This window comes from Rhodococcus sp. WY5, from assembly GCF_018588185.1.
GTDB classification, from domain to species: domain Bacteria; phylum Actinomycetota; class Actinomycetes; order Mycobacteriales; family Mycobacteriaceae; genus Rhodococcus_F; species Rhodococcus_F qingshengii.
Map to the genome: position 1 here is coordinate 4,201,083 of NZ_JAAMPR010000001.1, position 24,223 is coordinate 4,225,305.

Genomic DNA, 24,223 nt, shown 5'->3' on the forward strand with positions numbered 1-24,223 from the left:
TAACCTGTAAGCCATGACGTCTCCAGCCGAACAGGATTCCCGATTCTCCAGCGCCGTGTACGGCGCACGTATCGCTCGTGCCGCCGAGTTGGCTCGATCAGCAGGTCTCGACGGTCTGGTGGTGACTCCCGGTCCGGATCTGCGGTACCTGACGGGTTCTCGGGCTGACTCGTTCGAGCGCTTGACCGCGTTGGTCATCGCCGCGGACACGGCGAAGGCATCCGTCGTACTTCCTCGGTTGGAGTTGGCGTCGCTGAAGGAATCGGCAGTGGGCGATCTCGGGTTGACCGTCCTCGACTGGGTCGACGGTGTCGACCCGTATGCGATTGTGGCGGCGCAACTCCCGACCGGCGCGAAGGTGGCGGTGACGGATGCGATGCCTGCGCTGCATCTGATCCCGCTCGCAGACACCTTGGGCGCGTTGCCGATTCTCGCCACCGGCGTCTTGCGAGAATTGCGGATGGTCAAGGACGGCGCCGAGATCGAGGCGTTGCGGCGAGCCGGTGCGGCCATCGACCGTGTTCACGCCCGCATGGCCGAGTTCTTGGTCGTCGGACGTACGGAAGCTGAAGTAGGCGAAGCGATTTCGGCGGCGATTCTCGAAGAGGGGCACACCGAGGCCGCGTTCGTGATTGTCGGTTCGGGCCCGCACGGCGCCGATCCGCATCACGAGGTTTCGGACCGGGTGATCGAGAGCGGCGATATCGTGGTCATCGACATCGGCGGACCGGTCGAGCCCGGATACAACTCGGACTCCACTCGCACGTACAGCATGGGGCAGCCGTCCGCGGAGGTTGCCGCACAGTTCGCGGTACTCGAGGCGGCGCAGCAGGCTGCGGTCGATTCGGTGCGGCCAGGAATCTCCGCAGAATCCGTGGACGTTGCAGCTCGCGAAGTGCTTGCCGCACAAGGGCTTGCAGAGGTATTCGTTCACCGCACCGGTCACGGTATCGGGCTGTCCGTGCACGAGGAGCCGTACATCGTCGAGGGCAACGCCATCGAACTCGTCGAAGGTATGGCCTTCAGCATCGAACCGGGAATCTACTTCCGCGGCAGTTGGGGTGCCCGTATCGAGGACATCGTCGTCGTGACCGCCGACGGTTGCGAGTCGTTCAACAACCGTCCGCACGGCCTGACTGTCCTCGCCTGATCAGCTTTCCTTTAACGCAGCGGACCCGAGTATGCGTGTGACGTCGATTTCGATGACCACGCGCGCGGGATTGACCCGTGGCTGGCGGTACCGCTCGGCATAGCGCCGAACGGCGTCGGCCACGGAGTCCGCGTCGGTGAGCACGCGTGCCGGCCCCTCGAGCGTGAGCCAACGGCCACCGTCGACCGAACTGACGGCGGCGTATCCGCCACGCGCTGCGTTGATCGCCTTCTGTGAGCCACCGCTGGTGATCACGCGCGCCTTTCCGGCTTCCTGGTCCCAGGTGAACCCGACGGCAACGACGTGTGGGGTGCCGTTCGGACGCAACGTCGTGAGTGTCGCGAGGTGGTATTCACCGACGAACTTCAGCCCGTCTTCGGTGAGAGTCTGCTGTGACGATGGCGTGGTGGAGGGGGTGAGCGTCATGCCACGACGGTAATCCAGGACACTGGAGCGGTGACTGCGGGTGCGAACGTGAATGACATCGAGACGGTACTGCTCCTCGGCGGACGAAGTGAGATCGGCCTCGAGATCGCGGTCAGGCTCGCGCCGGGCCGCAACATCGTTCTGGCTGCCAGACGCAGCGGAGAGCTGTCGGAGCAGGAGCAGATGCTCAAAAACGCCGGCGCTGTCGACGTCTCCACCGTCGAGTTCGACGCCGACGCCGTGGACACTCACGGAGAGCTCCTGGGCGCCGTCGTCGCCGAGCACGGCCGGATTTCGATTGCAGTGCTGGCCTTCGGAATTCTCGGCGATCAGGCGCGTGCCGAAACCGACTCGGCGCACGCGGTCGCGGTGGTGCACACCGACTACGTGGCACAGGTCAGCATCCTCACCCACCTCGCAGAGATCATGCGCCGACAGGGAACCGGAAAGATCGTGGTGTTCTCGTCCGTCGCCGGCGTCCGGGTTCGCCGCGCCAACTACGTCTACGGGAGCGCAAAGGCCGGCTTGGACGGTTTTGCCAGCGGTCTCGGCGACGCGCTGCACGGTTCGGGCGTCCAGTTGATGCTGGTACGGCCAGGGTTCGTCATCGGGAAGATGACCGAGGGAATGTCGCCTGCCCCGATGTCGAGCACTCCGTCGCAGGTCGCCGACGCCGTCGTACGGGGACTGAAATCCGGGGCGACGCGTGTGTGGGTTCCGCGAATTCTGCAGCCGGTGTTCTTCGTCATGCGGCTTCTGCCTCAGACGATCTGGCGCCGGATGCCGCGATGACCACACACCCGGTGGTGATCGTCGGCATCGGCGCCGACGGCTGGGACGGGCTGTCCGAGAGCGCAAAGGGCGCAATCCTCGGTGCGGAGGTCCTGATGGGGTCGCCGCGCCAATTGGACTTGGTCCCGGCGACACATCTCGGGGCACGGCGTGCGCCCACCAGGCTCACCTGGCCGTCTCCGATGATTCCGGCGTTGCCGTCGATGTTCGCCGAGAACGCGGACCGCAAAGTATGTGTTCTCGCCAGTGGTGACCCGATGTTCCACGGCCTCGGTGTCACGTTGGTCCGGCTGCTCGGCGCGGACAACGTGCGAGTGATCTCGCACCCGTCGTCGGTGGCGTTGGCGAGCGCGCGAATGGGATGGGCATCGGCCGAGATCGACGTCGTGAGCCTGGTCAACCGAGACTCGGCGACAGTATTGGCTTCCGTGACTTCTGGTGCGCGACTGCTGGTGTTGAGCAACGGGCGCTCGACACCGGGGGAGGTGGCACGTCTGTTGTCCGGCGCGGGCTTCGGTCGATCGATCGTGACCGTGCTGGCCCAGCTGGGCGGGGCCGGGGAATCGCGGACCGTCATGGTCGCAGACGAGTGGGATCACGCGGACGAGGACGTGGACGCGTTGAACGTTCTGGCCGTCGAGTGCATCGCGGCCGATCCTCTCTTGCGGCTGACTCGAATCCCGGGGCTACCGGATGCTGCTTTTGTCGGCGACGGTCAGATGACGAAGCAGGAGATCCGTGCGTTGACGTTGTGCGCGCTTGCCCCGGCGCCGGGAGAACACCTCTGGGACGTGGGCGGTGGGTCGGGAACCGTCGCCATCGAGTGGATGCGAACTCACCCACGTTGCACTGCAACAACATTCGAGAAGGTGGCGAGCCGCGTGTCGCAGATCGGTGCCAATGCACTCAATCTCGGCGTGCCCGCGTTGAACGTGAAAGGGGCCGCGCCGGAGGCGTTTGCGGACGAAACTCGACGTCCCGATGCGGTGTTCGTCGGCGGCGGCGTCACGCAACCGGGAATGCTCGAAGCGTGCTGGGAGCAGTTGAGCGTGGGTGGTCGTCTGGTCGCGAACGCCGTGACCGCCGAGTCCGAATCGTTGCTGCTCGGCTGGATGAGTCGCCATGGTGGGACGCTTCGACGCTTTCAGGTGCAGCGCGCCGAGCCGTTGGGAACGTTCAACGTTTGGCGACCGCAACTTCCGGTGGTCCAATGGTCCGTCACAAAACGTCAGCCGTCTGCAGGCGCAGACACAGATACGCCGGAGGAATCCACACAATGACCGTTCATTTCATCGGTGCGGGTCCCGGTGCGGCAGATTTGATCACTGTCCGCGCGCAACGGATCATCGCTGCGAGCCCTGTGTGCTTGTACGCAGGCAGCCTTGTTCCAGCGGAGTTGCTCGAGTGGTGCCCGGTCGGAGCTCAGGTCGTGGACACTGCTCGGCTGAGCCTGGACGAGATCACCGCGATTCTTGTCGAAGCGGATTCCGCTGGGCTGGACGTCGCGCGTTTGCATTCCGGTGATCCGTCGATCTTCAGTGCAGTGGCAGAGCAAGCTCGTCGCCTGGACGCCGCAGGAGTCGATTTCGACATGATTCCCGGTGTTCCTGCATTTACCGCGGCTGCAGCCGCGCTGGGGCGCGAGCTGACTGTCCCAGGCGTCTCGCAGACCATTGTTCTCACCCGAGTCTCCACCTTGTCGACGGCGATGCCGGAGGGCGAGGATCTGCGGTCCCTCGGCCGCAGCGGCGCGACGATGGTGATTCACCTCGGCGCTCATCGCATCGAACAGATCGCATCCGAGTTGGCCGACAATTACGGCGAGGACTGCCCGGTCGCGGTGGTCGCCTTCGCCTCACGGCCCGAGGAGATCGTTGTTCGAGGCACTTTGAAGACGATCGTCGAACTTGTTCATGCGGCCGGCATCACGAAGACGGCCGTCGTGATCGTCGGCCGAGTGTTGACTGCGGAGGGGTTTCCGGACAGCTACCTCTACTCGGCAGCGCGCGAGAGAAGCACACACTGACCTCGACAGGTACTCGTCGCCGCGTACTCCTGCTCGGCGGCACAGGCGAAGGTCGAGTGATCGCTTCTCGCTTGGCCGGTTCAGCCGACCTCGAGGTTGTCACATCGCTGGCCGGCCGGGTTCGTGATCCTCGATGGCCGGAGGGGGAAGTGCGTATCGGCGGGTTCGGGGGAGCCGAAGGGCTGTCGGAGTGGTTGTCGGCCAATGATATTCGTGCAGTGCTCGACGCCACGCATCCGTTTGCCGCTCGCATCACCCAGAATGCGTTCGAAGCGTGCCTTGCGAATTCCGTGCCGTACGCCATGTACCGACGCCCGCCCTGGCGCGAGCAACTCGGTGACACTTGGCTTCCGGCACACGATCTCGATCACGCCGCAGAGTTGGTGCCGACGGTCGGCTCACGCGCTTTTCTGACGATCGGGAGGCAAGGAGTTTCGGCGTTCGACCGCGTGAAGAGCGTCTCGTTTCTCGTGCGCTCGATCGATCCGCCTTCGGGGACATTGCCGCCTCACTCGCAATTGCTGCTCGCACGTGGTCCATTCGACATCGAAGCGGAGGTCGATCTGATGCGAACTCACAGCATCGACGTCGTGATCACCAAGAACAGTGGCGGCGAGCAGACGTACGCAAAGATCGCCGCAGCCAGGCAATTGTCGATCCCGGTGATCGTCGTCGAACGACCACCGATCCCGGCGACCGTCCCGGCATTCGATACCGAAGCCGAGGCGATGGACTGGCTCACGGCTTTCGGTCGTGGAACGGCGCTGTGAGGCCGACATCGCGTTCGCTTCAGGTTCGTCTAAGGTTCCGTGACCATACTGGAGGGATGTTGGGATTTTTCGACGCCGCACTGCGGGACCGCGCATGAGAGTGTCGGTTCCCGGAATGAGCCGTCGAAAACCATCGGGAATTCACGTGCGGACGCTCCATGCTCGCGTGAAATTGCTGACTGCAGGCCTGGTGGCGATCGCGGTGATCGTGTCGGCGTCGGCGGTGTACATAGTGTTCAACGCGTATTTGCAAGGCAACGTCGATCGGCAACTCGAGCGCACGAGTGACGCGATCACCGACACCGTCAATTTCGGCGGTGTCACACCGGTTCTGGGATTGACGGCCGGCGCGGATACAGCGGTCATCCAGGCGGTGGGGCTTCTTACTGCCGACGGCGCCTTGGTGACGGCGACTCCCGGTCTGCCGCCGTTCAGCACGAGCGCAGACGCCATCAGGTCGATCGCAGACGGCAATTCGTCGCAGACAATCGCGACCGTTGATGCGTATCGAATTCTGGTCGAGCCCTCGGTTGCGGGCCAGACTTTGGTTGTCGCGCAATCCCTGGGGCCGACGCGTTCGGTACTCAAGCGACTGGCAGTGGTGTTGGCGGCACTCGGGGCGGCCGGAATCGCCCTAGCCTACGCGGCCGGAGATGCTGTGGCACGCACAGGATTACGGCCAATTGCGCGACTTACTGCGGCGACGCGGCGGGTCGCCGAAACGGATGATCTTGCGCCGATCCCGGTGACCGGTGACGACGAGTTGGCGTCGTTGACAGTCAGTTTCAATCGGATGCTCGGGACGTTGTCGGAATCGCGGGCACGCCAGAGAAGTCTGATCACCGAAGCGGGCCAGGACCTTCTGGCTCCTTTGACTGCACTTCGCACCAATATCGAGTTGTTGATGTCTTTCGATACCAAGTCCGGCGCGATTTCCGAGGCGGATGCAACGCAGCTGCGTGAGGAAATCACCGACCAGATGATGGAGTTGACGCTCCTCGTCGGAGAGTTGGTGGACCGTGCGCGGGTTGACGAAAGCACGTTGGGGAGAGGAGATTCCCTCTAAATCGGACGTCTGACCAGCGACTTTGTTGCATTCGTAATTGAAGCAATGGAAGGAGCGCTGGTAATGTGGGGCAATTGTGAAGTTTTTGGGTATAGCTGGAATGTGGCGCGAACCGTGGGGTTTGCTGGGCGGGGGCCTTTGGAGGACGAGAGGGATTCAGTGGTCAAGCAAGCACGCGCCGAGCTGACTCGGCAGCAAATCGTTGCCGGCGCGGCCGCGCAGTTCGAGAAGACTGGTTACGGCAGCACCAGCATGGCCGACATAGTCTCGGGGGCCGGTACTACCAAGGGCGCGTTGTATTTCCATTTCGCGTCGAAGGACGAGCTCGCGCAATTCATCATTGCCGAACAGCATCGGCTCTCGATCGAGTCGGTGCAGGCGATTTCCGCGACGGGCAAGGACCCGTTGGAACAGATGATCATGCTCACGCACGAAATGGCACGCCAGATTGTCGACGAGCCGATCGTTCGCGCGGGTATTCGCCTCACGCTGGAACTGAGCACGTACGAGGGGCCGGTGGAACCGTACGCCGAATGGATCTCGGCAATCACCGATCTCACCGCCAGAGCTCAGGCGGAAGGTGAAATCCGAAAATCGGTCAGCGCAGAATCGTTCGGCAGGTTCATGCCCTCGGCATTCACGGGGGTACAGCTGGTTTCGAACGTTCTCACCCGACGCTCGGATCTTCCGGATCGTGTCGACGAGATGTGGCAGATCCTGCTTCCGGGGATCGTCAGCGACGAACTTTCCGGTGACATCGAGCGCCTCGTCAAGTCGCGGTGGACTCCGGCGGCGGCGTAACCTGCGGGACATGGCCGTCACGCGGATAGTTTCGGATCTGTCGAGTAGTTCGCTCGAGGCCGCGCAGCGCTTCTACACCGAAGTGCTGGGCCTCGAAGTTGTCATGGATCACGGGTGGATCGTGACGTTGGCTTCGCCGACGGATCCGTCATTGCAGATCAGCGTCATGACACACGACGCTCATGCGCCCGTAGTACCGGACGTCTCCGTCGAGGTGGATGATCTCGACGCGGCGTACGAGGCCGCGGTGCAGCGCGGCGATACCATCGTCTATCCCGTCACCGAGGAGCCGTGGGGGGTCCGCAGGTTCTTCGCTTCTGACCCGGACGGCCACGTGATCAACATCCTCAGCCACCGACGCGAGCAATGATGGCGTCCCGCCCGGGCGGGCTGACGTACCTCGAGGTGGGCGCAACGTCAGGCGTTCTCCCCGCCGGCTATCACCACGTTCACGAGAGCGCGACGGTCGGATCCGGACGGGAGGATTTCGAGGTTGCCGCTCGAACCGTCGCGAATTGGGGAATGCACCGCGGAGCCGGACTGGCCGTACGGACGGCAGCCCTGACCGCCGTGGCGGGTCAGGATGCGACTTTCGGACTTGGTCCGGTGACTATCCCCGTTCGGATCGTCTATGTCGTAGACGAACCCAATCGCAAGGGCTTCGCGTACGGAACCCGCGCGGGCCACCCCGAATGCGGGGAGGAATTGTTTGTCGTCCAGTTCGACGAGGCCAGCCAAGCGGTTCGTATCGAGATCGTTGCGTTCTCCAAGCCCGGAACGTGGTGGGTGCTTCTCGGCGCTCCGATCGGACGTCGAGTACAGGCGTTTGTCACGCGCCGCTACATCCGTGCCGTCCGCGAGAGCGTCGCCCGATCGCGGGTATGACCGCTGCCGGGCGCGCTGGAAAAATGATTGGACGAGCTTCGGTTCGGGTTGATAGCTTGTGCGAGACCGTGACAACACGCCAGGAGGTGAGACCCATGAACGCAGTAACCATATGGGTGCTCCCACTCGTGTTCACGGATCGGCGATTGACGTAGGTGTCGCCGGGAGCGCCTCGAGTAGGCAATCCCGAAAGGTAACACCATGCAATCCAATTCTCCGACCATCGAATTCACTTCCGAGACAACGTCGAACGGTGTCATCGAACGCCATTTCGTTGTAGACGACATCACCGGCGTGCTCTGGTCACTCGCGTCCGGATCTGTCGAATCACCCCTTCTGCTGTCCGGGCACTCCGGCGGCATGCACAAGAAGGCACCAGGACTGGTTGCCAGCGCACTCCACAGCGTGAGCTCCCACGGGTTCACAGTCGCCGCGATCGACGCGCCCGGACACGGCGACCGGCCGCGCAACGCGCAGGACGAACACTGGGTCGAGGCGATCCACCAGGCCCGGGCGGCTCACGAGCCGATCGCCCCGATCGTCGTCGAGTACAACCGGTCGCTGGCGGAGCGTGCAGTGCCGGAATGGCAGGCGACCATCGACGCTCTGCAAACGCTGCCCGACGTCGACGCCGACGCTCCGATCGGCTTCGGCGGCGTGTCGCTAGGGGTCGTGACCGGGCTGATGTTGGCCCCGGTCGAATCCAGGATCGCTGCCGTGAGCTTCGGTGGAGTTTTTGTGGACGACTCCCTCATCGAAGCGGCACGAAAGCTCACGGCCCCAGTGGAGTACCGGATCCCTTGGGACGACAAGGATTACGACCGCACGTCAGGGGTAGCGTTGTTCGATGCCTTCGGCTCGACGGAGAAGACGCTGCACGCCTACTCGGGCAGGCACTATCCGGTGCCCGACTACGAGCGCGACAGTTCGGCTCGGTTCTTCGCCCGCCACCTCGGCGGGAGCGCCGGCGCTCCCATGAGCTGACGTGAAACACGTATCGGCGTCCGGCCTGTGTCGGACGCCGATACGATCTCGACCAGGTTTCGTTTCTCAGCAAGACCCGAAGTAGTGGCGTCACCGAATCCTGCATCGATTTGACCGAAGCTTTTCAGATGATCATTTTTGTGGCGCTCGCGATGGTGGCGATTTCGATCCTTCGCTCGCTAGTAGCCGTCCAGCTTGGCCATTTTTGCTGAGGCGCTCGATGGCGACATATGTCCTTACGGTCCGCCGGGCGGAAAGAACTTGTTCGTGATCCAGTTCGATGCTTCGATCTCGTCGAGGGTTGTCCGGAGACTTCGGTGGCTAATGCTCGTGCTGTGCCGAGTGTCCGGTCAATACCGAACATCGAACAAGACTGGAAACTTTCTCGTGTCCGACCTGAGGCGACGACATGTCTTTCAACCGCGCATGTCCAGCCATGCGTCGACTAACCGTCCGATACCTGACCTGGGGGCGGTACTTGAGTGGGCCGATATCGCACGGCGACTGCACCCGACTGGAACTCGTTGCGATCGACGAGCTCGAGCTGGATGCGCTTGCGCAGACCGGCGAGCAACGTCGGTCCGTGTCCGGCAAGGACCGGTTGCACAACGAACTCGTACTCGTCGATCAGTCCCAGGTCTGCCAATGCCAGGGGGAGTGTCACGCCGCCAACCCACAGACCTTCGCCGGGCTGCTCCTTGAGCCGTTGAATCGCTGACCCCAAGTCGCCTTGCACGAGTTCGGCATTCCAATCGACCCCGCTCAGCGTGCTCGACACGACGTACTTCTTAGCCCGGTCCATTGCCTCGGCGAACGGGATCTCCCACTCGTCCATCCAGTCAGGCCACGCCCCCGTTGCGGGCCGCCGCCACGCCGACTCCATCATCTCGTAGGTCACCCGGCCGAACAGCAAAGCATCGGCTCGTTCCATCTGAGCGGTCCAGTAGCGCATCGACTCCTCGTCGGGTGGAAGCCCCGCCTCGTGATGGCAGCAGCCGTCGAGGGTGACGTTGATCGAGTATCGAAGTGGTCTCATCTCGTTGTTCTCCCCTGATACGCGCAGAGTGACAGCACCGGACCGTACTCAGACTACTGCCGGGCCGTCGGTGTAGATCAGGTTCGGGACCTGGAGTCACGCGGGGGTCGACCGAACAGTAACCAGACGAGCGCACCGAGTACAGGCACCGCGATCACCAGTGCCGACCACCAGAATTTGCTCCCCAAGCGGTCGAAATCGGTGCGCACGATCGCCACGAGCGCGCTAATCGTGATGAAGATCCAGGCAAGAACGAAGACGGTGAAGGTGATGTCCATCCTAAGCGGAATGGTGGGGTTGGGGGTCGATTCGTTCACGCTTCCAGACCACTTTCGACGACTGTGCCTTGATGAAACAACACGCTCCATCGATTCTCGGTGAACCGCCAGATGGATGATCGCTCGGTAACTCGTTGCGCTTGCGCCAGCCGGTACGTCACCAGATACGTGTCAGGCGCAATCCGGCTCAGCGCTGGCCGGTCAGCCGTCCACCCGAGTTCGGCGGCGTCGTTCACCTCGCCGCGGAGGCGTCGGCGCTCAACTACCGACTGCACGTAGTCGCGGGTGTATCGAGCGCCGGAGGCTCCGATCTCCCGGAACTGCGGGTCGACGACCGCATCGAACTCGTCTCGTGACATCGCTACTCGAGTTCGGTGAAACAGAGGTTCGAACTCCATGAGCTCGTCGAGAATCAGGCGCAACTCGTCCGGGGCCGTCACGACTGCTCCGAGAACTGCGCCCTCATCTCGATACCTATCTCCGCGTGTCGCAGGAGGAAGGCCTTCTCGTCATACCCCTTGCGCCGCAACCAGAGAGTGACCTCGCTGGTGCATTTGCTTGCATTGCACGAGCGGCACGCCGGTGCGATGTTGTCGAGCGTGTAGCGCCCACCGCGGGAGATCGCCAGCACACAGTCACGCTGCGGCGACTCGTCCGGCTCGCCGCAGTACGCGCAGCCACCCCAGGCCGCTTTGAGCGCGGACCACTGCTCGACGGACAGGTCGTGCTCCATCAGATCCATTCGGCGTTTGCGCCTACGCGCGTATCTGGCTTTCCGGGTCCGGTTGACGGGCATGAGGCCATGCTATCGCCGTGCGGCGTTCACTCCGGGTAGCGCCGCGGGGTGAACACCTGACGGCCCGAACCGGTTTCGACGACCGTCGTCATCGAGGAGCCGACGATCAGCAGAGTTCGCATGTCGATCTCGGAAGGCTCGAGCTCGCCGAGGGTCACGACGCGAACTGATTCCTCGGCACCGGCAACATCGCGCCCGATGACGACGGGAGTCTCGGGGGAGCGGTGCTCGAGCACGAGGTCCTTCATGGCTTGGACCTGCCACGTCCGAGACTTGGACGCCGGGTTGTAGACCGCAAATGCCATGTCTGCGGCTGCAACTGCCGAAATACGGCGCGCGACGACATCCCACGGCTTGAGGCGATCAGACAACGAGAGCACCGCATAGTCGTGCCCGAGGGGAGCGCCGACGCGACTGGCGACAGCGTTTGCCGCCGTCATGCCGGGAAGGATGCGGACCGGGACCCCGCGCCACTGGTCTTCGGCGGCAACTTCGAGAACTGCTGCAGCCATGGCGAATACACCGGGATCTCCCGATGAGACGACAGCTACACGGGCGCCGTTCTTCGCCAGGTCCAACGCCATCGCGGCGCGTTCGGCTTCGACGCGGTTGTCGCTGGAATGGCGACGCTGGCCCGGACGCGTCGGCACGCGATCGACGTACGGGCCGTAGCCGACGAGGTCGGTTGCCAACGAAAGCTCATGCGCCACTTCGGGTGTGGTCCAGGCGGTGTCGCCCGGCCCGAGTCCGACCACGACCACCTCGCCGCGAGACTCGGTCGCAGGTCGAGGGTTGTTCGACGGGCTCGGAACGATGGCGATCGAAAAGTACGGAACTCCGTCCGGGTCGACCTCGGCAGCGGATTCGACGCGTTGACGTGTGGTGCTCGCACGCTCGACGTAGTGCGCTTCGCCCAGTCGGCCGGAATCCTCGAGCGATTGCAGGACTGGCGGGAACGTGCGTCCGAGCTTGAGGATGGCCGCGGCGTCGGTTTCCTTGAGCCGCCTGGTCAGCTCGGCCTGCGGCAACGTTCCGGGCAGGATCGTGAGGATCTCTTCACCCTCGACCAGCGGCTTTCCGAGTGCAGCAGATGCCGCGCTGACGGAGGTGACGCCGGGAATCACTTCGGCGTCGAAGCGATCGGCCAGTCTCTTGTGCATGTGCATGTAGGAGCTGTAGAAGAGCGGATCGCCGGCGGCGAGCAACGCGACGGTTCGACCGGCCGCGAGGTGAACTGCCAGCCGTTCGGCAGCTGCTTCGTAGAACTCGTCCATCGCGCCCTGGTATCCGCCGGGATGATCAACGGTCTCGGTGGTCACGGGGTAGACGAGGTGTTCTTCGATCTGTCCTTCGCGCGTGTACGGCGCTGCAACTCCGCGGGAGATGCTCTTGCCGTGCCGCGCGGAGTGGAACGCAACCACATCGGCCTCGCCGATGACGCGGGCGGCCTTGACGGTCACCAATTCGGGATCGCCGGGGCCGATACCGACACCCCAGAGCTTGCCTGCACTCATTCGACTTCGCTCGCAATCGCATTGACGACGGCGGCGGTGATCGCGCTGCCGCCGCGTCGGCCGCGGAGAACGAGATGATCGATCCCGCTGGCGTGTTCGATGAGGGCTTCCTTCGACTCGGCAGCGCCGATGAAGCCGACCGGACCTCCGACGATGGCGGCCGGACGGGGCGCTCCGGCTTCGATGAGGTTCAGGAGATGGAACAGTGCGGTGGGTGCGTTTCCGATCGCGACAACAGCGCCCTCGAGCTTGGCTCCCCACAGTTCGAGAGCAGCCGCCGAGCGAGTGTTGTCGATGGTCGACGCCAGCACGGGAACCCGCGGATCGCCGAGGGTGCAGATGACGTCGTTGCCGGCGGGCAGACGCTTGCGCGTGATGCCGGCAGCCACCATCTGGGCGTCGCAGAAAATCGGCGCGCCGTCGCGCAGAGCTGCGCGCGCAGCCGAGACGACACCGGGTGTGAAGGCGACGTCGTCGACGAGATCGACCTGGCCACTTGCATGAATCATGCGCACTACAGCTTGCGAGACATCCGCCGGGAAACGGCTCAGGTCGGCTTCGGCCCGAATGGTGGCAAAGGACTGGCGATAGATTTCCGCGCCGTCACGGATGTACTCGATCATGTGCCACACGATAGAGGCATCACCGATCGGGCGGATTCACCCGGTAACCGTCACCCGTCGCGATCACATCCGCTACGTCCCCGCGGGGACGTCCGCAGCTGCGGTCGCACCCGGCCCAGTGCTGGCGCCCGACAACCGGAAGTTCTGCCTGCTCGACGGCGGTGATCGCGTCGGCGCGCACGTCGGCGAGCGACTTCTCGCATCCCGGACTTCCGGTGCAGGCGGTGACCTCGAGCCACGGTGAGTTCTCGTCGAAGATCAACCCCATGGGTGCCAGCACCCGGACTACCTGCTCGGCTGCCCATTCGTCGAGGTCGAAGATATGCACCGATCGCCACGGTGTCACGACGACGGGCTTGTCGACGGCTGCGAGGAACTCGGCCAGCCGAGCGTCGAGCAGCCCGAATCGCAGGCCGCCGCCCAGAGCTACGGTCCCGTCGCGCTGCTCGAGCCAGCCGATAGTAGGCCGTGCATCCGGCGTGAGGTCCGCAGCACCGGTGGACTCGGCGCTCAGACCCAGCTGCTCGAGGGTGCGTTCGATTCCGTCCGGAACCTCGGCCAGGCGCCAGTGCTTGTCGCGAACGTCGAGGAATGATCGAGCCGCCTCGAGGAGCAATTCGACGGCGTCGTCCGCCTGGACGAGATGAGTGGTGTGGTGACCGGCGAGCACCAGTGAATGCTCGGTGGCGCTGCGCGCATGGAGTCCGAAATCGCCCCGTAGCCCGGTGATGTCTCCGCGCCCGTCGTCGAGGGTGAACAGGGTTCGCCCTGGCAGATCCGCCAATGCTTGATCTGCTTGGATCGCCGAATCGAGACGGTGGACCAGTTCACGAATGTCGGCTACGCCCCCGATACGGCCGGACAGTGGGGACGCGAGGATGTTGCGCACTCGCTCGTGCGTCGCGGACGGCAGCAGGCCGGCCGACGCGATTCGCGCTGCGAAGGCTTCGGGATCCGAGACCGAGCGCAGTTGTACGTTGCCCCTCGAGGTGAGTTCCATCTGCCCGTTGCCGAGATCGCGCGCCGCGTCGGCGAGCGTCTGCAACTGGGTGGGGGTGAGGAGTCCGCCGGGTAGGCGCACGCGTGCCAATGCGCCGTCGGCGGCGTGGTGAACTTGCAGTGCACCCGGGCACGCGTCTGGCTGTGAACGGTCCGTGGGCATGGCTCCAGGGTACGACCTGTCATGAGTGCCTTCTGCGGACCGGTAGCATCACCACCACCAGTGACGGCAGTTGAGGAAACCGGTGAAAGTCCGGTGCGGTCGCGCCACTGTGAGTGTTGCTCGAGCGGGACGTGTTTCCGCTCGGAAACACGAGTCAGACCCTCAACCGCCGTCGATGACAGATCTGTGCCACGGGGCGCGAAACCCCAGGAAGGCTTCACCCGTGATTCTTCTGCTCTCCACGTCCGACACCGATCTGCTGAGCGCCCGCGCCAGCCAGGAAGCCGGCGACGGAGTCTCCTATCGCTGGGCCAACCCCTCACGCTTGCTGGTCTCGGAGGACTTGCCGCCCTTGCTCGACGGCGTCGACCTCGTGATCGTTCGTATCCTCGGCAGCCGTCGCAGCTGGGAAGACGGCCTGGACATGGTCCTCGCCTCCGGACTCCCCGTAGTCGTTCTCGGCGGCGAGCACGCGCCGGACGCCGACCTCATGGAGTGCTCGACGGTCTCCGCCGGCGTTGCTGCCGAGGCGCACAACTACCTGGCCGAGGGTGGCGCACAGAATCTGGCACAGCTGCACCACTTCCTGTCCGACACCGTCCTGCTCACCGGCCACGGTTTCGAGCCGCCGGCTCACCTGCCTTCCTGGGGCATCGCTGATTTCGCGCCCGATCTCGACTCGGCGAGCGGTCCGGTCATCGCAGTTCTGTACTACCGTGCTCAGCATTTGGCCGGCAACACCCGGTACATCCAGGCGTTGTGCGACGCGGTCGCCGAGGCCGGTGGCACCGCGCTGCCGATCTACTGCGCATCTCTGCGAACCGCTGAAGCCGAACTTCTGAGCACGCTCCGCCGCGCCGACGCCATGGTCGTGACAGTTCTCGCTGCCGGTGGCACGAAGCCCGCGACCGCGTCCGCCGGTGGGGACGACGAAGCCTGGGATGTCGCCGCACTCGCTGCACTCGACGTCCCGATCCTGCAGGGGCTGTGCCTGACCAGTAGCCGCGCCACCTGGGACGAGAACGACGACGGACTGTCGCCTCTCGACGTCGCGACCCAGGTCGCGGTGCCGGAATTCGACGGCCGCATCATTACCGTCCCGTTCTCCTTCAAGGAAATCGACTCCGACGGACTGTCCACGTACGTCCCCGACGTCGAGCGCGCCGCCCGTGTCGCCGGGATCGCGGTCCGTCACGGCAAGCTGCGCCACATTCCCACCACCGAGCGTCGCGTTGCTCTGATGCTCTCGGCGTACCCGACCAAGCACGCCCGCATCGGCAACGCGGTCGGTCTCGATACTCCGGCGAGCGCAATCGACCTGCTCACCGAAATGCGTTCTGCCGGTTACGACCTCGGTCCGGTCGACGGCCCGGACGCAGTTCCCGGCCTGGCGGCGAAGGACGGCGACGCGCTGATCCATGCCCTGATCGCGGCCGGCGGCCAGGATCCTGACTGGCTCACTGCCGAGCAGCTCGAGGGCAATCCGATCCGCATCTCGGCAGCGAAGTACCGCGAATGGTTCGCCACCCTGCCTGAGGAACTGCGCAGCGGTGTCGAAGAGCACTGGGGCGCAGCGCCCGGAGAGCTGTACGTCGACCGCTCGCAGGATCCCGACGGCGAAATTGTCATCGCGGCACTGCGATTCAACAACATCGTCCTCATGGTCCAGCCGCCGCGGGGATTCGGTGAAAAGCCCGTCGCGATCTACCACGACCCGGATCTGCCGCCGAGCCACCACTACCTCGCGGCCTACCGCTGGATCGCTGCAACACCGGACAACGGCGGATTCGGCGCCGACGCCGTTGTGCACCTCGGCAAGCACGGAAACCTCGAATGGTTGCCCGGCAAGACACTCGGCATGTCCAGCAACTGCGGTACCGACGCAGCCCTGGGCGACCTGCCGCTGATCTACCCGTTCCTCGTCAACGACCCGGGTGAAGGAACACAGGCAAAGCGTCGCGCCCACGCGACTCTCGTCGATCACCTGATCCCGCCGATGGCCCGCGCCGAAAGCTACGGCGACATCTCCCGCCTCGAGCAACTGCTCGACGAGCACTCCAACATCTCCGCACTGGACCCGTCTAAGCTGCCGGCCATTCGCCAGCAGATCTGGACGCTGATGCGGGCAGCCAAGATGGACCACGACCTCGGCCTCGCGGAGCGTCCCGAAGAAGACGTGTTCGACGACATGCTCCTGCACGTCGACGGTTGGCTGTGTGAGATCAAGGACGTCCAGATCCGCGACGGTCTGCACATTCTCGGCCGCGCACCCGAGGGCGACGCCGAAATCGAACTGGTCCTGGCCATGCTCCGTGCCCGTCAGATGTGGGGCGGCGAACAGAGTGTCCCTGGTCTGCGCGAAGCTCTCGGGCTCAGCGAAGACGGCGACGAGTCCCGCAACCGTGTCGACGACGTCGAGGAAAAGGCGCACGCTCTGGTTCGCGGCATGTACGACGCCGATTGGAACCCCGCTGCGGCAGAACAACTCAGCGACGACGAGACCGTCGTGAAGATCCTTCAGTTCGCCGCCACCGAAGTGGTTCCACGCCTCCGACAGACGAACAACGAGATCAAGCAGGTCCTGCACGCGCTCGACGGCGGCTTCATCGCCGCCGGCCCGAGTGGGTCACCGCTGCGCGGCCTGATCAACGTGCTTCCCACCGGTCGTAACTTCTACTCCGTCGATCCCAAGGCAGTTCCCTCACGACTGGCGTGGGAGACCGGTCAGGCGATGGCCGAGTCGCTCGCCGCTCGATATCTCGCCGATCACGGCGAGTACCCGCGCTCGGTGGGTCTGTCCGTGTGGGGTACCGCCGCCATGCGTACCTCCGGCGACGACATCGCCGAAGTGTTCGCGCTCCTCGGTGTTCGCCCTGTCTGGGACGAAGCAAGCCGACGCGTGGTCAACCTCGAGGTCATCGATCTCGAAGAGCTCGGCCGCCCGCGCATCGACGTCACCGTCCGCATCTCCGGATTCTTCCGTGATGCGTTCCCGCACGTGCTCGCACTGCTCGACGACGCTGTTCAGTTGGTCGCCGCATTGGACGAGACGGACGAGCAGAACTACGTGCGCGCCCACGCGCAGGCCGACCTTGCCGAGCACGGCGATGCCAGGCGTGCGACCACTCGCATCTTCGGTTCGAAGCCCGGAACCTACGGCGCCGGCCTGCTGCAACTCATCGACTCCAAGACCTGGCGCGGTGACGACGACCTCGCCGAGGTGTACACCAACTGGGGCGGCTTCGCGTACGGCCGTGGGCTCGACGGAATCCCGGCAGCCGACGATATGCGCAGTGCATACCGTCGAATCAACGTGGCGGCCAAGAACACCGACACGCGTGAGCACGACATCGCCGATTCGGACGACTACTTCCAGTACCACGGCGGCATGGTTGCCACCGTGCGCGCGCTGACCGGAAAGTCGCCCGAGGCATATATCGGCGACAGCACTCGACCGGAATCGGTTCGCACACGCACACTTTCGGAAGAGACCGCACGTGTCTTCCGGGCGCGCGTGGTCAATCCCCGCTGGCTCGACGCGATGCGCCGTCACGGGTACAAGGGTGCGTTCGAGATGGCGGCCACGGTCGACTACCTCTTCGGGTACGACGCCACCACAAACGTGGTCGCGGACTGGATGTACGAAAAGCTCGCCGAGACCTACGTTCTGGACGAGCAGAACCAGAAGTTCATGACGCAGTCCAACCCGTGGGCCTTGCACGGAATCGCCGAGCGGCTCCTCGAAGCCGCCGAGCGCAACATGTGGGAGCACCCCGAGCAGAAGACACTCGACGGCTTGCGTCAGGTGTACCTCGAAACCGAAGGCGAACTCGAGGGGGAGTAAACCTCGAGAATCACCGGCAGGTCCGGGCGCTGAAGTGTGTCAGCGTCCGGACTTGATGATCTGAGCGATGTTCCGCTCCGCCAGAGCAGTGATGGTCAGTGACGGATTGACGGTGCCGGTGCTGCCCGGAATGGCAGCGCCGTCCATCACGTACAGGCCGTCGTAGCCCTTGACTCGCCCGTAACCGTCGGTGGCCTTGCCCAGAACCGCACCGCCGAGGGGATGCGCGGTGAACGAGGAATTGACGTCCTTCGCGAACGGCAATGCCGACGGCAGCGTGGTGCCGGCGAAGGCCATCTTGTTCTGGACGGCGCGTAGTGCCTCGACGGTGGCGTCGTTGCCGTTCTTCGGCCAGTTCAGCACCACCCGATCGGAGCCGCCGTCGTAGGCGAAGTCGGCGCGCTGCGAGTCGAGGGTCATCCCCAATGTTCCGAGCATGCCGATGTTGACGGGTAGGCCGGGGACGTACCAATTTTCCAGGGAGAGTGGCATTCCCGACTCGTCGACGATGCGTGATGCCGACGGTGCGGCTTGCGCAGTGCCGTCACTGAAGCCGAACGAGCGCACCATCCCGGCGTCGCCGTTCGTTCCCCAGCCCTTACCGACGTGTTCGTTGAGGTTGGGCAGCGCGCCCGTCGCCTGGGCGCGTACCAACAGTTCGGACGTGCCGATCGAACCGGCGCCGAGGAACAGACGGTCACAGGTAAGAGTCTTCCGGGCCAGAACGCCACCCGTCGGATCCGTCGATTCGACGTCGACGACGTAGCGTCCATCACGTTCGCGACTGATCGCGAGCACCTGATGTCCGTAACAGACGGTGGCTCGTCCGGTGGCTTCGGCGGCAGGAATGTAGTTCTGTGTGAGGTCGAACTTCGCGCCGTTGGAGTTACCCATGTTGCTGTCACCGACAGTGGCCGAGGCTCGGGTTCGGCCGTCGAGTTCTGAGCGCACCACGTCCCAGTTCCAGATCCCGTCGATCCGCTGCGGATCGAATCCGGCACGACGAGCGTCCTGATCCCAACGACGCGAGTGACCGAAGTTCGGGGTTTGGTAAATGTCTTCGGGCAACGGGCTCAGACGCAGCATCTGGCGCACTTTGGGGTACCAGGTGGACGCCATCTCGTCGTAGTCGAGGGAGTTGCCGAAGACTGCGTCGAAGAATCGGCGCTCGGGCGCGATCATCACGCCGGTGAAGATGATGGAACCACCGCCGACTGCAGCGCCGCGCCAGACCGAGATGTGTTGGTAGTCGGTGGCATCGAGGACGCCGCTGAAGTAGTCGCACGCCACGGGGAGTCCGGTGAGGTTGGTGAACGATGTTCGCCGGAAGACTCCGCGGCCGTCGGCCAGCATGTCGGAGGTGTGAATCTCCCGCTGCGGATCATGCGGCCATCGGAGTCCGCGTTCGAGGATGGTGACCTGGGTGCCGCTCTGCGCCAACCGGAGAGCGGTGGCGCTTGCGCCGAATCCGGACCCGATGACGATGGCTTCGGAATGCTCCGGGGGAGCAGGAGATGGTGCGAACAACTCGGGGACGAGCGCGCGGTAGTGATCGGCACCCATCGGGAGCGCCCGCAGGGGTGCGGGGGCGGCGTGGCTGGTCGACGTCGACATGAGCGGTGTCGCGGCTGCAACTGCCGCCCCCGCCCCGGCGGCTTTGAAAAAGTCACGACGCTGCATGTCACGGCGCTGCATGTGTAAGTTCGACTCCCCAGTTCGACGGTTTGCCTCAGAATAACTCGAGATGGAGTTCGGGGACGAAACGGCGTGTCCGACGTCATGAAGAACCGGATAAAACGTGCATAAGTGGCACTTCCTGGGTGGTACTGATCGGTCGCCAGATAGTCGCGGAATCTTGTCGGTGTTCAGCGAGAGGCGCTCGCACCTATCCTCGAGGAGTGAACCCCGACTTCAAGCGCGTCTCCGAGGCCAAGTACGTCCTACTCACGACCTTCCGCAAGGACGGAACGCCGGTGGCGACTCCGCTCTGGGCCGCGCCGGACGGCGACAAGCTCCTGATGTGGACCGTCACCGATTCCTACAAGGTCAAGCGCATCAGGCGAAACCCGTCGGTCACCGTCGCTGCGTGTGACGCTCGGGGAAATCCCAAGGGTGAACCGGTGGCCGCCGTCGCCGAGATCCTCGACGGACCGGGCACCGATCATGCTCGCGACGCGATAGCACGTCGGTACGGAATCCTCGGCTGGATCACCATGAAGGGCAGTCTCCTTCGCCGCGGCAAGACCGGAACGATCGGACTTGCCGTCACTGCAGCCTGACCGCGCGTCAGTTGCCGAGCAGATCGTCCAACGCTGAGTCGAAGCGCGGATAGGTGAATGTGAAGCCTTTGTCCGCCAACACTTTCGATACGGCTTGACGACCCGTCAGGCCCAGGGCAGCGTCGCTGCGAAGAAGGAACGCGCCGATTCTGACCATGAAAGCGGGCGTCGGCGGCGCAGGTGGCCGGTGAAGGTGCTTGCGCAGCCCGGCCATCAGTTCTGAATTGCGGACGGGATCCGGAGCCGTCGCGATGACCACGCCCGAGGCAGCCGAATCGGGTTCGAGTGCCCAACGAACGATCGACAGCCAGTCCTCGATGTGAATCCAACTGGTCCACTGCCTACCCGAGGCGACGCGTCCGCCCAGACCGAGACGCACGAGCAACAGCAGTCGCTCGAGCGCCGGTGTGCCCTTCTCCAACACGACACTGGTTCGCAGGATCACCACTCGTGACGCGTTTGCACCCTCGACCGCTGCCTCCCAGTCCTTTGCGACGTCGGTCATCTGAGGTGGCCCGTCAGCGAGGGGAGAATCCTCGTCCAATCGTGCCTCACCCGCATCGCCGTAGATCGCGAGCGTGCTCGCCTGGATCCACACCGGAACAGGGTTCGCCAGTAGTTTCGACGCTTCAACCAGCGCGCGGGTCGGATCGACTCGGGAACTGGTGAGCAGTGCGATGTTTGCCGGGGTGGGTCGGCGATCGACCAACTCGCCGGCCAGATTGATCACCGCGGCGCCGTCGAGTTCTCCTGCCCAGTCACCCACCGTGACACCGTCCCACTGAACCTGCCTGTGCCTGCCGGGTTTCGGTGAGCGAGTCAGGACCACGACGTCATACCCACGGTCGGCGAGATCGTCGCTGATCCGGCGGCCGAGAGCGCCGGTGCCGCCGGCGATCACGACCTTCGTCATCACTGCGCCTGGCTGACCGAGGACATGTGGAAGTCGGGAATCCGCATGGGCGGCATGGCCGTGCGGGTGAACCAGTCTTTCCACTCCCGGGGAAGCGTGATCTCGGTACGTCCAGCCTCGGTGACCCGCCGCAGGAGATCGAGAGGGCTCTCGTTGAAACGGAAGTTGTTGACGGCGCCGACGATCCTGCCGTCCTCGATCAAATACACCCCGTCACGGGTGAGTCCGGTCAACAGCAGCGTCGTCGGATCCACCTCACGGATGTACCAGAGGGTTGTGAGCAGTAGACCCTTCTCGGTACCTGCGATCATGTCCTCGATCGAGGTGTCGTCACCACCGGTCAGGATGAGATTGTCGCCGGGAACTGCGACAGGTCGACCGAATTCTCGTGCAGCGTGGCGCGGGTACGCCAGCGCATTGACGACGCCGTCTCGGACCCAGTCGACGGGTTCGATCTCCATACCGTTGTCGAACAGTGAGACGGATTCACTCGACGACGTCGTGATCACGAACGGCGCGGATTGCAAGCCCTCGGCGCCGGGGTCGGAGGTGAGTGTCAGTGGCAATCCGAGCTTCTCGCCGATCCGGGTACCACCGGTGGTGGACAGTGCGGTGTGGCCCTCTTCGGCGCCGCGACCCTCCATGGTCCACATCAGATAGATCATCAGGTCCGCCACAGCCGACGGCGGAAGAATTGTCTCGTAGCGGCCGGCAGGCAGACTGACGGAGTTACCCGCCCAGTCGAGTCGAGTGGTCAACTGCGACAAGAGCTTCGGTATCGAGATATCGCTGAAATCGACAGTTCCGGATCCGACCCAGGCGCTGGCGTCGCCGCGCTTGCCGTTGATTTCCACGGAGCCGGTGGCCTGAGCCGTTCTACGTCGCACGCCCGTCGAGGTGCCGAGCCAGGTGGTGTGCAACTGGTGGTGAGCGAAGCCGAACAACTGGTCGCCGCCGTCGAAGCCCTTCGCCAGGTCGGCAGCCAACTGAGCAAAGACACCGATGTCGGTCAGGGCGGCCGGCAGGTCCCAGTCGGTCTCTGCCGCCGACTGCGTGATCAGGTCGGACGCGTCGTCAGCCGGAGTGGCTGTGCGCGCAGCTTCTTCGCTTGCCTGCACGAGTGCGGAAATCTGCTCCGGATCGACACTGCTGGAACTGACAGTGCCCACCTTCGCGATGTCACCCTCGCGCACGATCGAGATCACCGTCCACGTCCGGGACAGCGAAACTCCGTTGGTGGTCATCGAATTGTTGGCCCACCGCAGCGACGCCTCACTCGCATCGGTCACGATCACCAACGATTCGTCTACGGTCCTCGCGGCCAATGCACGCTCGACGACCTGCTGCGGATCGATCACTGCTGAGCCTCCGAACGAGTATTGAGGATGTTGACTCCGCGGAACAGAGCGGACGGGCAGCCGTGGCTGACCGCCGCAACCTGACCGGGTTGTGCCTTGCCGCAGTTGAACGCGCCCTGCAGGCGCCAGGTCGACTCACCGCCAACGGCTTCCATCGAGCCCCAGAAATCCGTCGTCGTCGCCTGATACGCCACGTCACGCACCTGACCGTCGAGCTTTCCGTCACGGATCTTGAAGAACCGCTGACCGGTGAACTGGAAGTTGTAGCGCTGCATGTCGATCGACCAGGACTTGTCACCGACGACGTAGATGCCGTTCTCGACTCGCGAGATCAGGTCTGCAGTCGAGGTGTCCGTAGAAGGGTCGGGGGAGAGCGAGACGTTGGCCATTCGCTGGATGGGAACGTGATGTGCGGAGTCGGCGTACGAGCAACCGTTGGAACGCGTCAGCCCCAGCCTCGGCGCGAACACGCGGTCTAGTTGATACCCGACCAGTGTTCCCTCTGCCACCAGATCCCACCGTTGAGAGGCGACGCCGTCGTCGTCGAATCCGACGCTGGCCAGGCCGTGCTCTTCGTTACGATCGGCGGTCACGTGCATGAGTGGCGTTCCGTATTTCAGCGTTCCCAGCTTGTCCGGCGTCGCGAACGACGTACCGGCGTAGGCCGCTTCGTAGCCGATCGCGCGGTCGTATTCGGTGGCGTGTCCAATGGATTCGTGGATCGTGAGCCACAGATTGGTCGGATCGATCACGAGGTCGGTCGGACCCGCTTCGACGGTCGGTGCCTTGGTCTTCTCGGCCAGCCACTCCGGGATCTGCGCGAGCTCATCGCCCCAGTTCCATGTGCTCTCCGCCCCGAGGTACTCCCATCCGCGGCCTACCGGCGGCGCCAAGGTGCGCATCGATTCGAAGCTGCCGGCCGACTTGTCGACGGCAGTGGCCTCGAACTCGGGGTGTAGACGCACCCGTTGCTGGGTGATCGACGAACCGGCCAGATCCGCATAGAAAGTTTGCTCCTTGACCTGGAGGACACTCGCCGTGACGTGATCCACGCCGTCGGCGGCTTGAAGCCGTCCGGAGTAGTCGACCAGCAGCGCTACCTTGTCGGCCGTCGGTGTCGCGAAGGGATCTTCGAGGTACGGGGACACCCACGTCGCGTCGGCGTAGACGGGCTCGTCGGCAAGGGTGACCGGATCCCGATTGAGCGAGCGCAATGCCTTCGCAACCTCGACCGCTTGGCGTGCCAGCGCAGCCGCGACGTCAGGGGATACGTCGGCGTGCGAGGCGAATCCCCACGTGCCGTCGACGATCACACGGACGGCGACCCCGATCTCGTCTCCGTCGGACACAGCCTGAACTACGCCGTCGCGCAACCTGATCGACTGTGTGAGCACGCGGTGGACACGAACATCGGCGTGCTGGGCGCCGGCCGTTCTCGCTGCCGACAGCGCCGCATCAGCGACAGCTCGCAGCGGGAGGGCGAGGAAATCTGCATCGACATCTCGGGTGACGGTCACGCA

General features: G+C 64.2%; 24 protein-coding genes and 1 riboswitch. Of the genes, 12 read left to right on the forward strand and 12 right to left on the reverse strand.

Going from position 1 to position 24,223, the window contains the following annotated elements:
• The first annotated feature begins 13 nt into the window (after nucleotides 1–13).
• Nucleotides 14–1,150: a Xaa-Pro peptidase family protein gene (locus G4D79_RS19480; RefSeq protein ID WP_099698321.1), complete on the forward strand. Its 1,137-nt coding sequence runs from the start codon at nucleotides 14–16 to the stop codon at nucleotides 1,148–1,150.
• On the opposite strand, the gene G4D79_RS19485 is transcribed toward G4D79_RS19480, so the two are convergent.
• A complete protein-coding gene (locus tag G4D79_RS19485; protein WP_099698322.1) occupies nucleotides 1,151–1,576 on the reverse strand; it encodes a PPOX class F420-dependent oxidoreductase in 426 nt (141 codons plus the stop codon).
• A gap of 30 nt (nucleotides 1,577–1,606) precedes the next feature.
• Between G4D79_RS19485 and G4D79_RS19490 the strand changes: the two genes are divergently transcribed.
• The 9 genes from G4D79_RS19490 to G4D79_RS19530 all read left to right on the forward strand — a co-directional run bounded on the left by G4D79_RS19490 (nucleotide 1,607) and on the right by G4D79_RS19530 (nucleotide 8,900).
• On the forward strand, nucleotides 1,607–2,368 hold the full coding sequence (locus G4D79_RS19490) for an SDR family NAD(P)-dependent oxidoreductase (RefSeq protein ID WP_075833224.1): 762 nt from the start codon (nucleotides 1,607–1,609) through the stop codon (nucleotides 2,366–2,368).
• Nucleotides 2,365–3,648: a precorrin-6y C5,15-methyltransferase (decarboxylating) subunit CbiE gene (gene cbiE / locus G4D79_RS19495; protein WP_083057129.1), complete on the forward strand. Its 1,284-nt coding sequence runs from the start codon at nucleotides 2,365–2,367 to the stop codon at nucleotides 3,646–3,648. The genes G4D79_RS19490 and cbiE overlap by 4 nt, the downstream gene beginning before the upstream one ends.
• The gene (gene cobM, locus G4D79_RS19500) at nucleotides 3,645–4,394 is read left to right on the forward strand and encodes a precorrin-4 C(11)-methyltransferase (protein WP_003944967.1); all 750 of its coding nucleotides are present in this window, start codon (nucleotides 3,645–3,647) and stop codon (nucleotides 4,392–4,394) included. The genes cbiE and cobM overlap by 4 nt, the downstream gene beginning before the upstream one ends.
• Nucleotides 4,391–5,164, forward strand: coding sequence for a cobalt-precorrin-6A reductase (locus G4D79_RS19505; protein WP_037126390.1), 774 nt, complete (start codon nucleotides 4,391–4,393; stop codon nucleotides 5,162–5,164). The genes cobM and G4D79_RS19505 overlap by 4 nt, the downstream gene beginning before the upstream one ends.
• Before the next feature lie 145 nt (nucleotides 5,165–5,309).
• Nucleotides 5,310–6,230 (forward strand): HAMP domain-containing protein, encoded by a 921-nt coding sequence (locus tag G4D79_RS19510; protein WP_007729850.1) that lies wholly within the window; start codon nucleotides 5,310–5,312, stop codon nucleotides 6,228–6,230.
• A gap of 159 nt (nucleotides 6,231–6,389) precedes the next feature.
• Nucleotides 6,390–7,031, forward strand: a complete 642-nt coding sequence (locus tag G4D79_RS19515) for a ScbR family autoregulator-binding transcription factor (protein ID WP_019748499.1) — start codon at nucleotides 6,390–6,392, stop codon at nucleotides 7,029–7,031.
• Nucleotides 7,032–7,041: 10 nt separating this feature from the next.
• Complete coding sequence (locus G4D79_RS19520) at nucleotides 7,042–7,401, forward strand: VOC family protein (protein WP_047270531.1); 360 nt, start codon at nucleotides 7,042–7,044, stop codon at nucleotides 7,399–7,401.
• Nucleotides 7,401–7,916 (forward strand): DUF1990 family protein, encoded by a 516-nt coding sequence (locus G4D79_RS19525; RefSeq protein WP_099698323.1) that lies wholly within the window; start codon nucleotides 7,401–7,403, stop codon nucleotides 7,914–7,916. Before G4D79_RS19520 ends, G4D79_RS19525 begins: the two co-directional genes overlap by 1 nt.
• A gap of 201 nt (nucleotides 7,917–8,117) precedes the next feature.
• The gene (locus tag G4D79_RS19530; protein ID WP_099698324.1) at nucleotides 8,118–8,900 is read left to right on the forward strand and encodes an alpha/beta hydrolase; all 783 of its coding nucleotides are present in this window, start codon (nucleotides 8,118–8,120) and stop codon (nucleotides 8,898–8,900) included.
• A 445-nt stretch (nucleotides 8,901–9,345) separates the two neighbouring features.
• Here the strand turns inward: G4D79_RS19530 and G4D79_RS19535 are convergent, their stop codons facing one another.
• The 7 genes from G4D79_RS19535 to cobG form a co-directional block, all read right to left on the reverse strand.
• A complete protein-coding gene (locus tag G4D79_RS19535) occupies nucleotides 9,346–9,936 on the reverse strand; it encodes a dihydrofolate reductase family protein (protein WP_099698325.1) in 591 nt (196 codons plus the stop codon).
• A gap of 77 nt (nucleotides 9,937–10,013) precedes the next feature.
• Complete coding sequence (locus G4D79_RS19540; RefSeq protein ID WP_099698326.1) at nucleotides 10,014–10,253, reverse strand: PLDc N-terminal domain-containing protein; 240 nt, start codon at nucleotides 10,251–10,253, stop codon at nucleotides 10,014–10,016.
• Nucleotides 10,250–10,654, reverse strand: coding sequence for a hypothetical protein (locus tag G4D79_RS19545; RefSeq protein WP_099698327.1), 405 nt, complete (start codon nucleotides 10,652–10,654; stop codon nucleotides 10,250–10,252). The genes G4D79_RS19540 and G4D79_RS19545 overlap by 4 nt, the downstream gene beginning before the upstream one ends.
• Nucleotides 10,651–11,010 (reverse strand): HNH endonuclease, encoded by a 360-nt coding sequence (locus tag G4D79_RS19550; RefSeq protein ID WP_099698328.1) that lies wholly within the window; start codon nucleotides 11,008–11,010, stop codon nucleotides 10,651–10,653. The genes G4D79_RS19545 and G4D79_RS19550 overlap by 4 nt, the downstream gene beginning before the upstream one ends.
• Nucleotides 11,011–11,036: 26 nt before the next feature.
• The gene (gene cobJ, locus G4D79_RS19555; protein ID WP_099698329.1) at nucleotides 11,037–12,524 is read right to left on the reverse strand and encodes a precorrin-3B C(17)-methyltransferase; all 1,488 of its coding nucleotides are present in this window, start codon (nucleotides 12,522–12,524) and stop codon (nucleotides 11,037–11,039) included.
• Nucleotides 12,521–13,147, reverse strand: a complete 627-nt coding sequence (locus G4D79_RS19560) for a precorrin-8X methylmutase (protein WP_007729839.1) — start codon at nucleotides 13,145–13,147, stop codon at nucleotides 12,521–12,523. The genes cobJ and G4D79_RS19560 overlap by 4 nt, the downstream gene beginning before the upstream one ends.
• 19 nt (nucleotides 13,148–13,166) lie before the next feature.
• A complete protein-coding gene (gene cobG, locus G4D79_RS19565) occupies nucleotides 13,167–14,309 on the reverse strand; it encodes a precorrin-3B synthase (RefSeq protein WP_042450957.1) in 1,143 nt (380 codons plus the stop codon).
• Between the two features lie 74 nt (nucleotides 14,310–14,383).
• Nucleotides 14,384–14,469: riboswitch (cobalamin riboswitch) on the forward strand.
• A 63-nt stretch (nucleotides 14,470–14,532) separates the two neighbouring features.
• Here cobG and G4D79_RS19570 point away from each other — a divergent pair.
• The gene (locus G4D79_RS19570; RefSeq protein WP_042919753.1) at nucleotides 14,533–18,153 is read left to right on the forward strand and encodes a cobaltochelatase subunit CobN; all 3,621 of its coding nucleotides are present in this window, start codon (nucleotides 14,533–14,535) and stop codon (nucleotides 18,151–18,153) included.
• Nucleotides 18,154–18,192: 39 nt separating this feature from the next.
• Here the strand turns inward: G4D79_RS19570 and G4D79_RS19575 are convergent, their stop codons facing one another.
• Complete coding sequence (locus G4D79_RS19575; RefSeq protein ID WP_099698330.1) at nucleotides 18,193–19,848, reverse strand: GMC oxidoreductase; 1,656 nt, start codon at nucleotides 19,846–19,848, stop codon at nucleotides 18,193–18,195.
• A gap of 203 nt (nucleotides 19,849–20,051) precedes the next feature.
• Here G4D79_RS19575 and G4D79_RS19580 point away from each other — a divergent pair, with 203 nt between their 5' ends.
• Nucleotides 20,052–20,432, forward strand: a complete 381-nt coding sequence (locus G4D79_RS19580) for a PPOX class F420-dependent oxidoreductase (protein WP_003944780.1) — start codon at nucleotides 20,052–20,054, stop codon at nucleotides 20,430–20,432.
• Nucleotides 20,433–20,439: 7 nt separating this feature from the next.
• On the opposite strand, the gene G4D79_RS19585 is transcribed toward G4D79_RS19580, so the two are convergent.
• The 3 genes from G4D79_RS19585 to G4D79_RS19595 are packed head-to-tail and all read right to left on the reverse strand — an operon-like array spanning nucleotide 20,440 to nucleotide 24,220.
• Nucleotides 20,440–21,345 carry a TIGR01777 family oxidoreductase gene (locus G4D79_RS19585; RefSeq protein WP_037131792.1) on the reverse strand — a complete coding sequence of 302 codons (906 nt, stop codon included), beginning with the start codon at nucleotides 21,343–21,345 and terminating at the stop codon, nucleotides 20,440–20,442.
• Entirely contained in the window at nucleotides 21,345–22,703 is a 1,359-nt protein-coding gene (locus G4D79_RS19590) for a metallopeptidase TldD-related protein (RefSeq protein ID WP_099698331.1), read from the reverse strand. Before G4D79_RS19590 ends, G4D79_RS19585 begins: the two co-directional genes overlap by 1 nt.
• Nucleotides 22,700–24,220, reverse strand: a complete 1,521-nt coding sequence (locus G4D79_RS19595) for a TldD/PmbA family protein (RefSeq protein WP_007729833.1) — start codon at nucleotides 24,218–24,220, stop codon at nucleotides 22,700–22,702. Before G4D79_RS19595 ends, G4D79_RS19590 begins: the two co-directional genes overlap by 4 nt.
• Nucleotides 24,221–24,223: the final 3 nt, after the last annotated feature.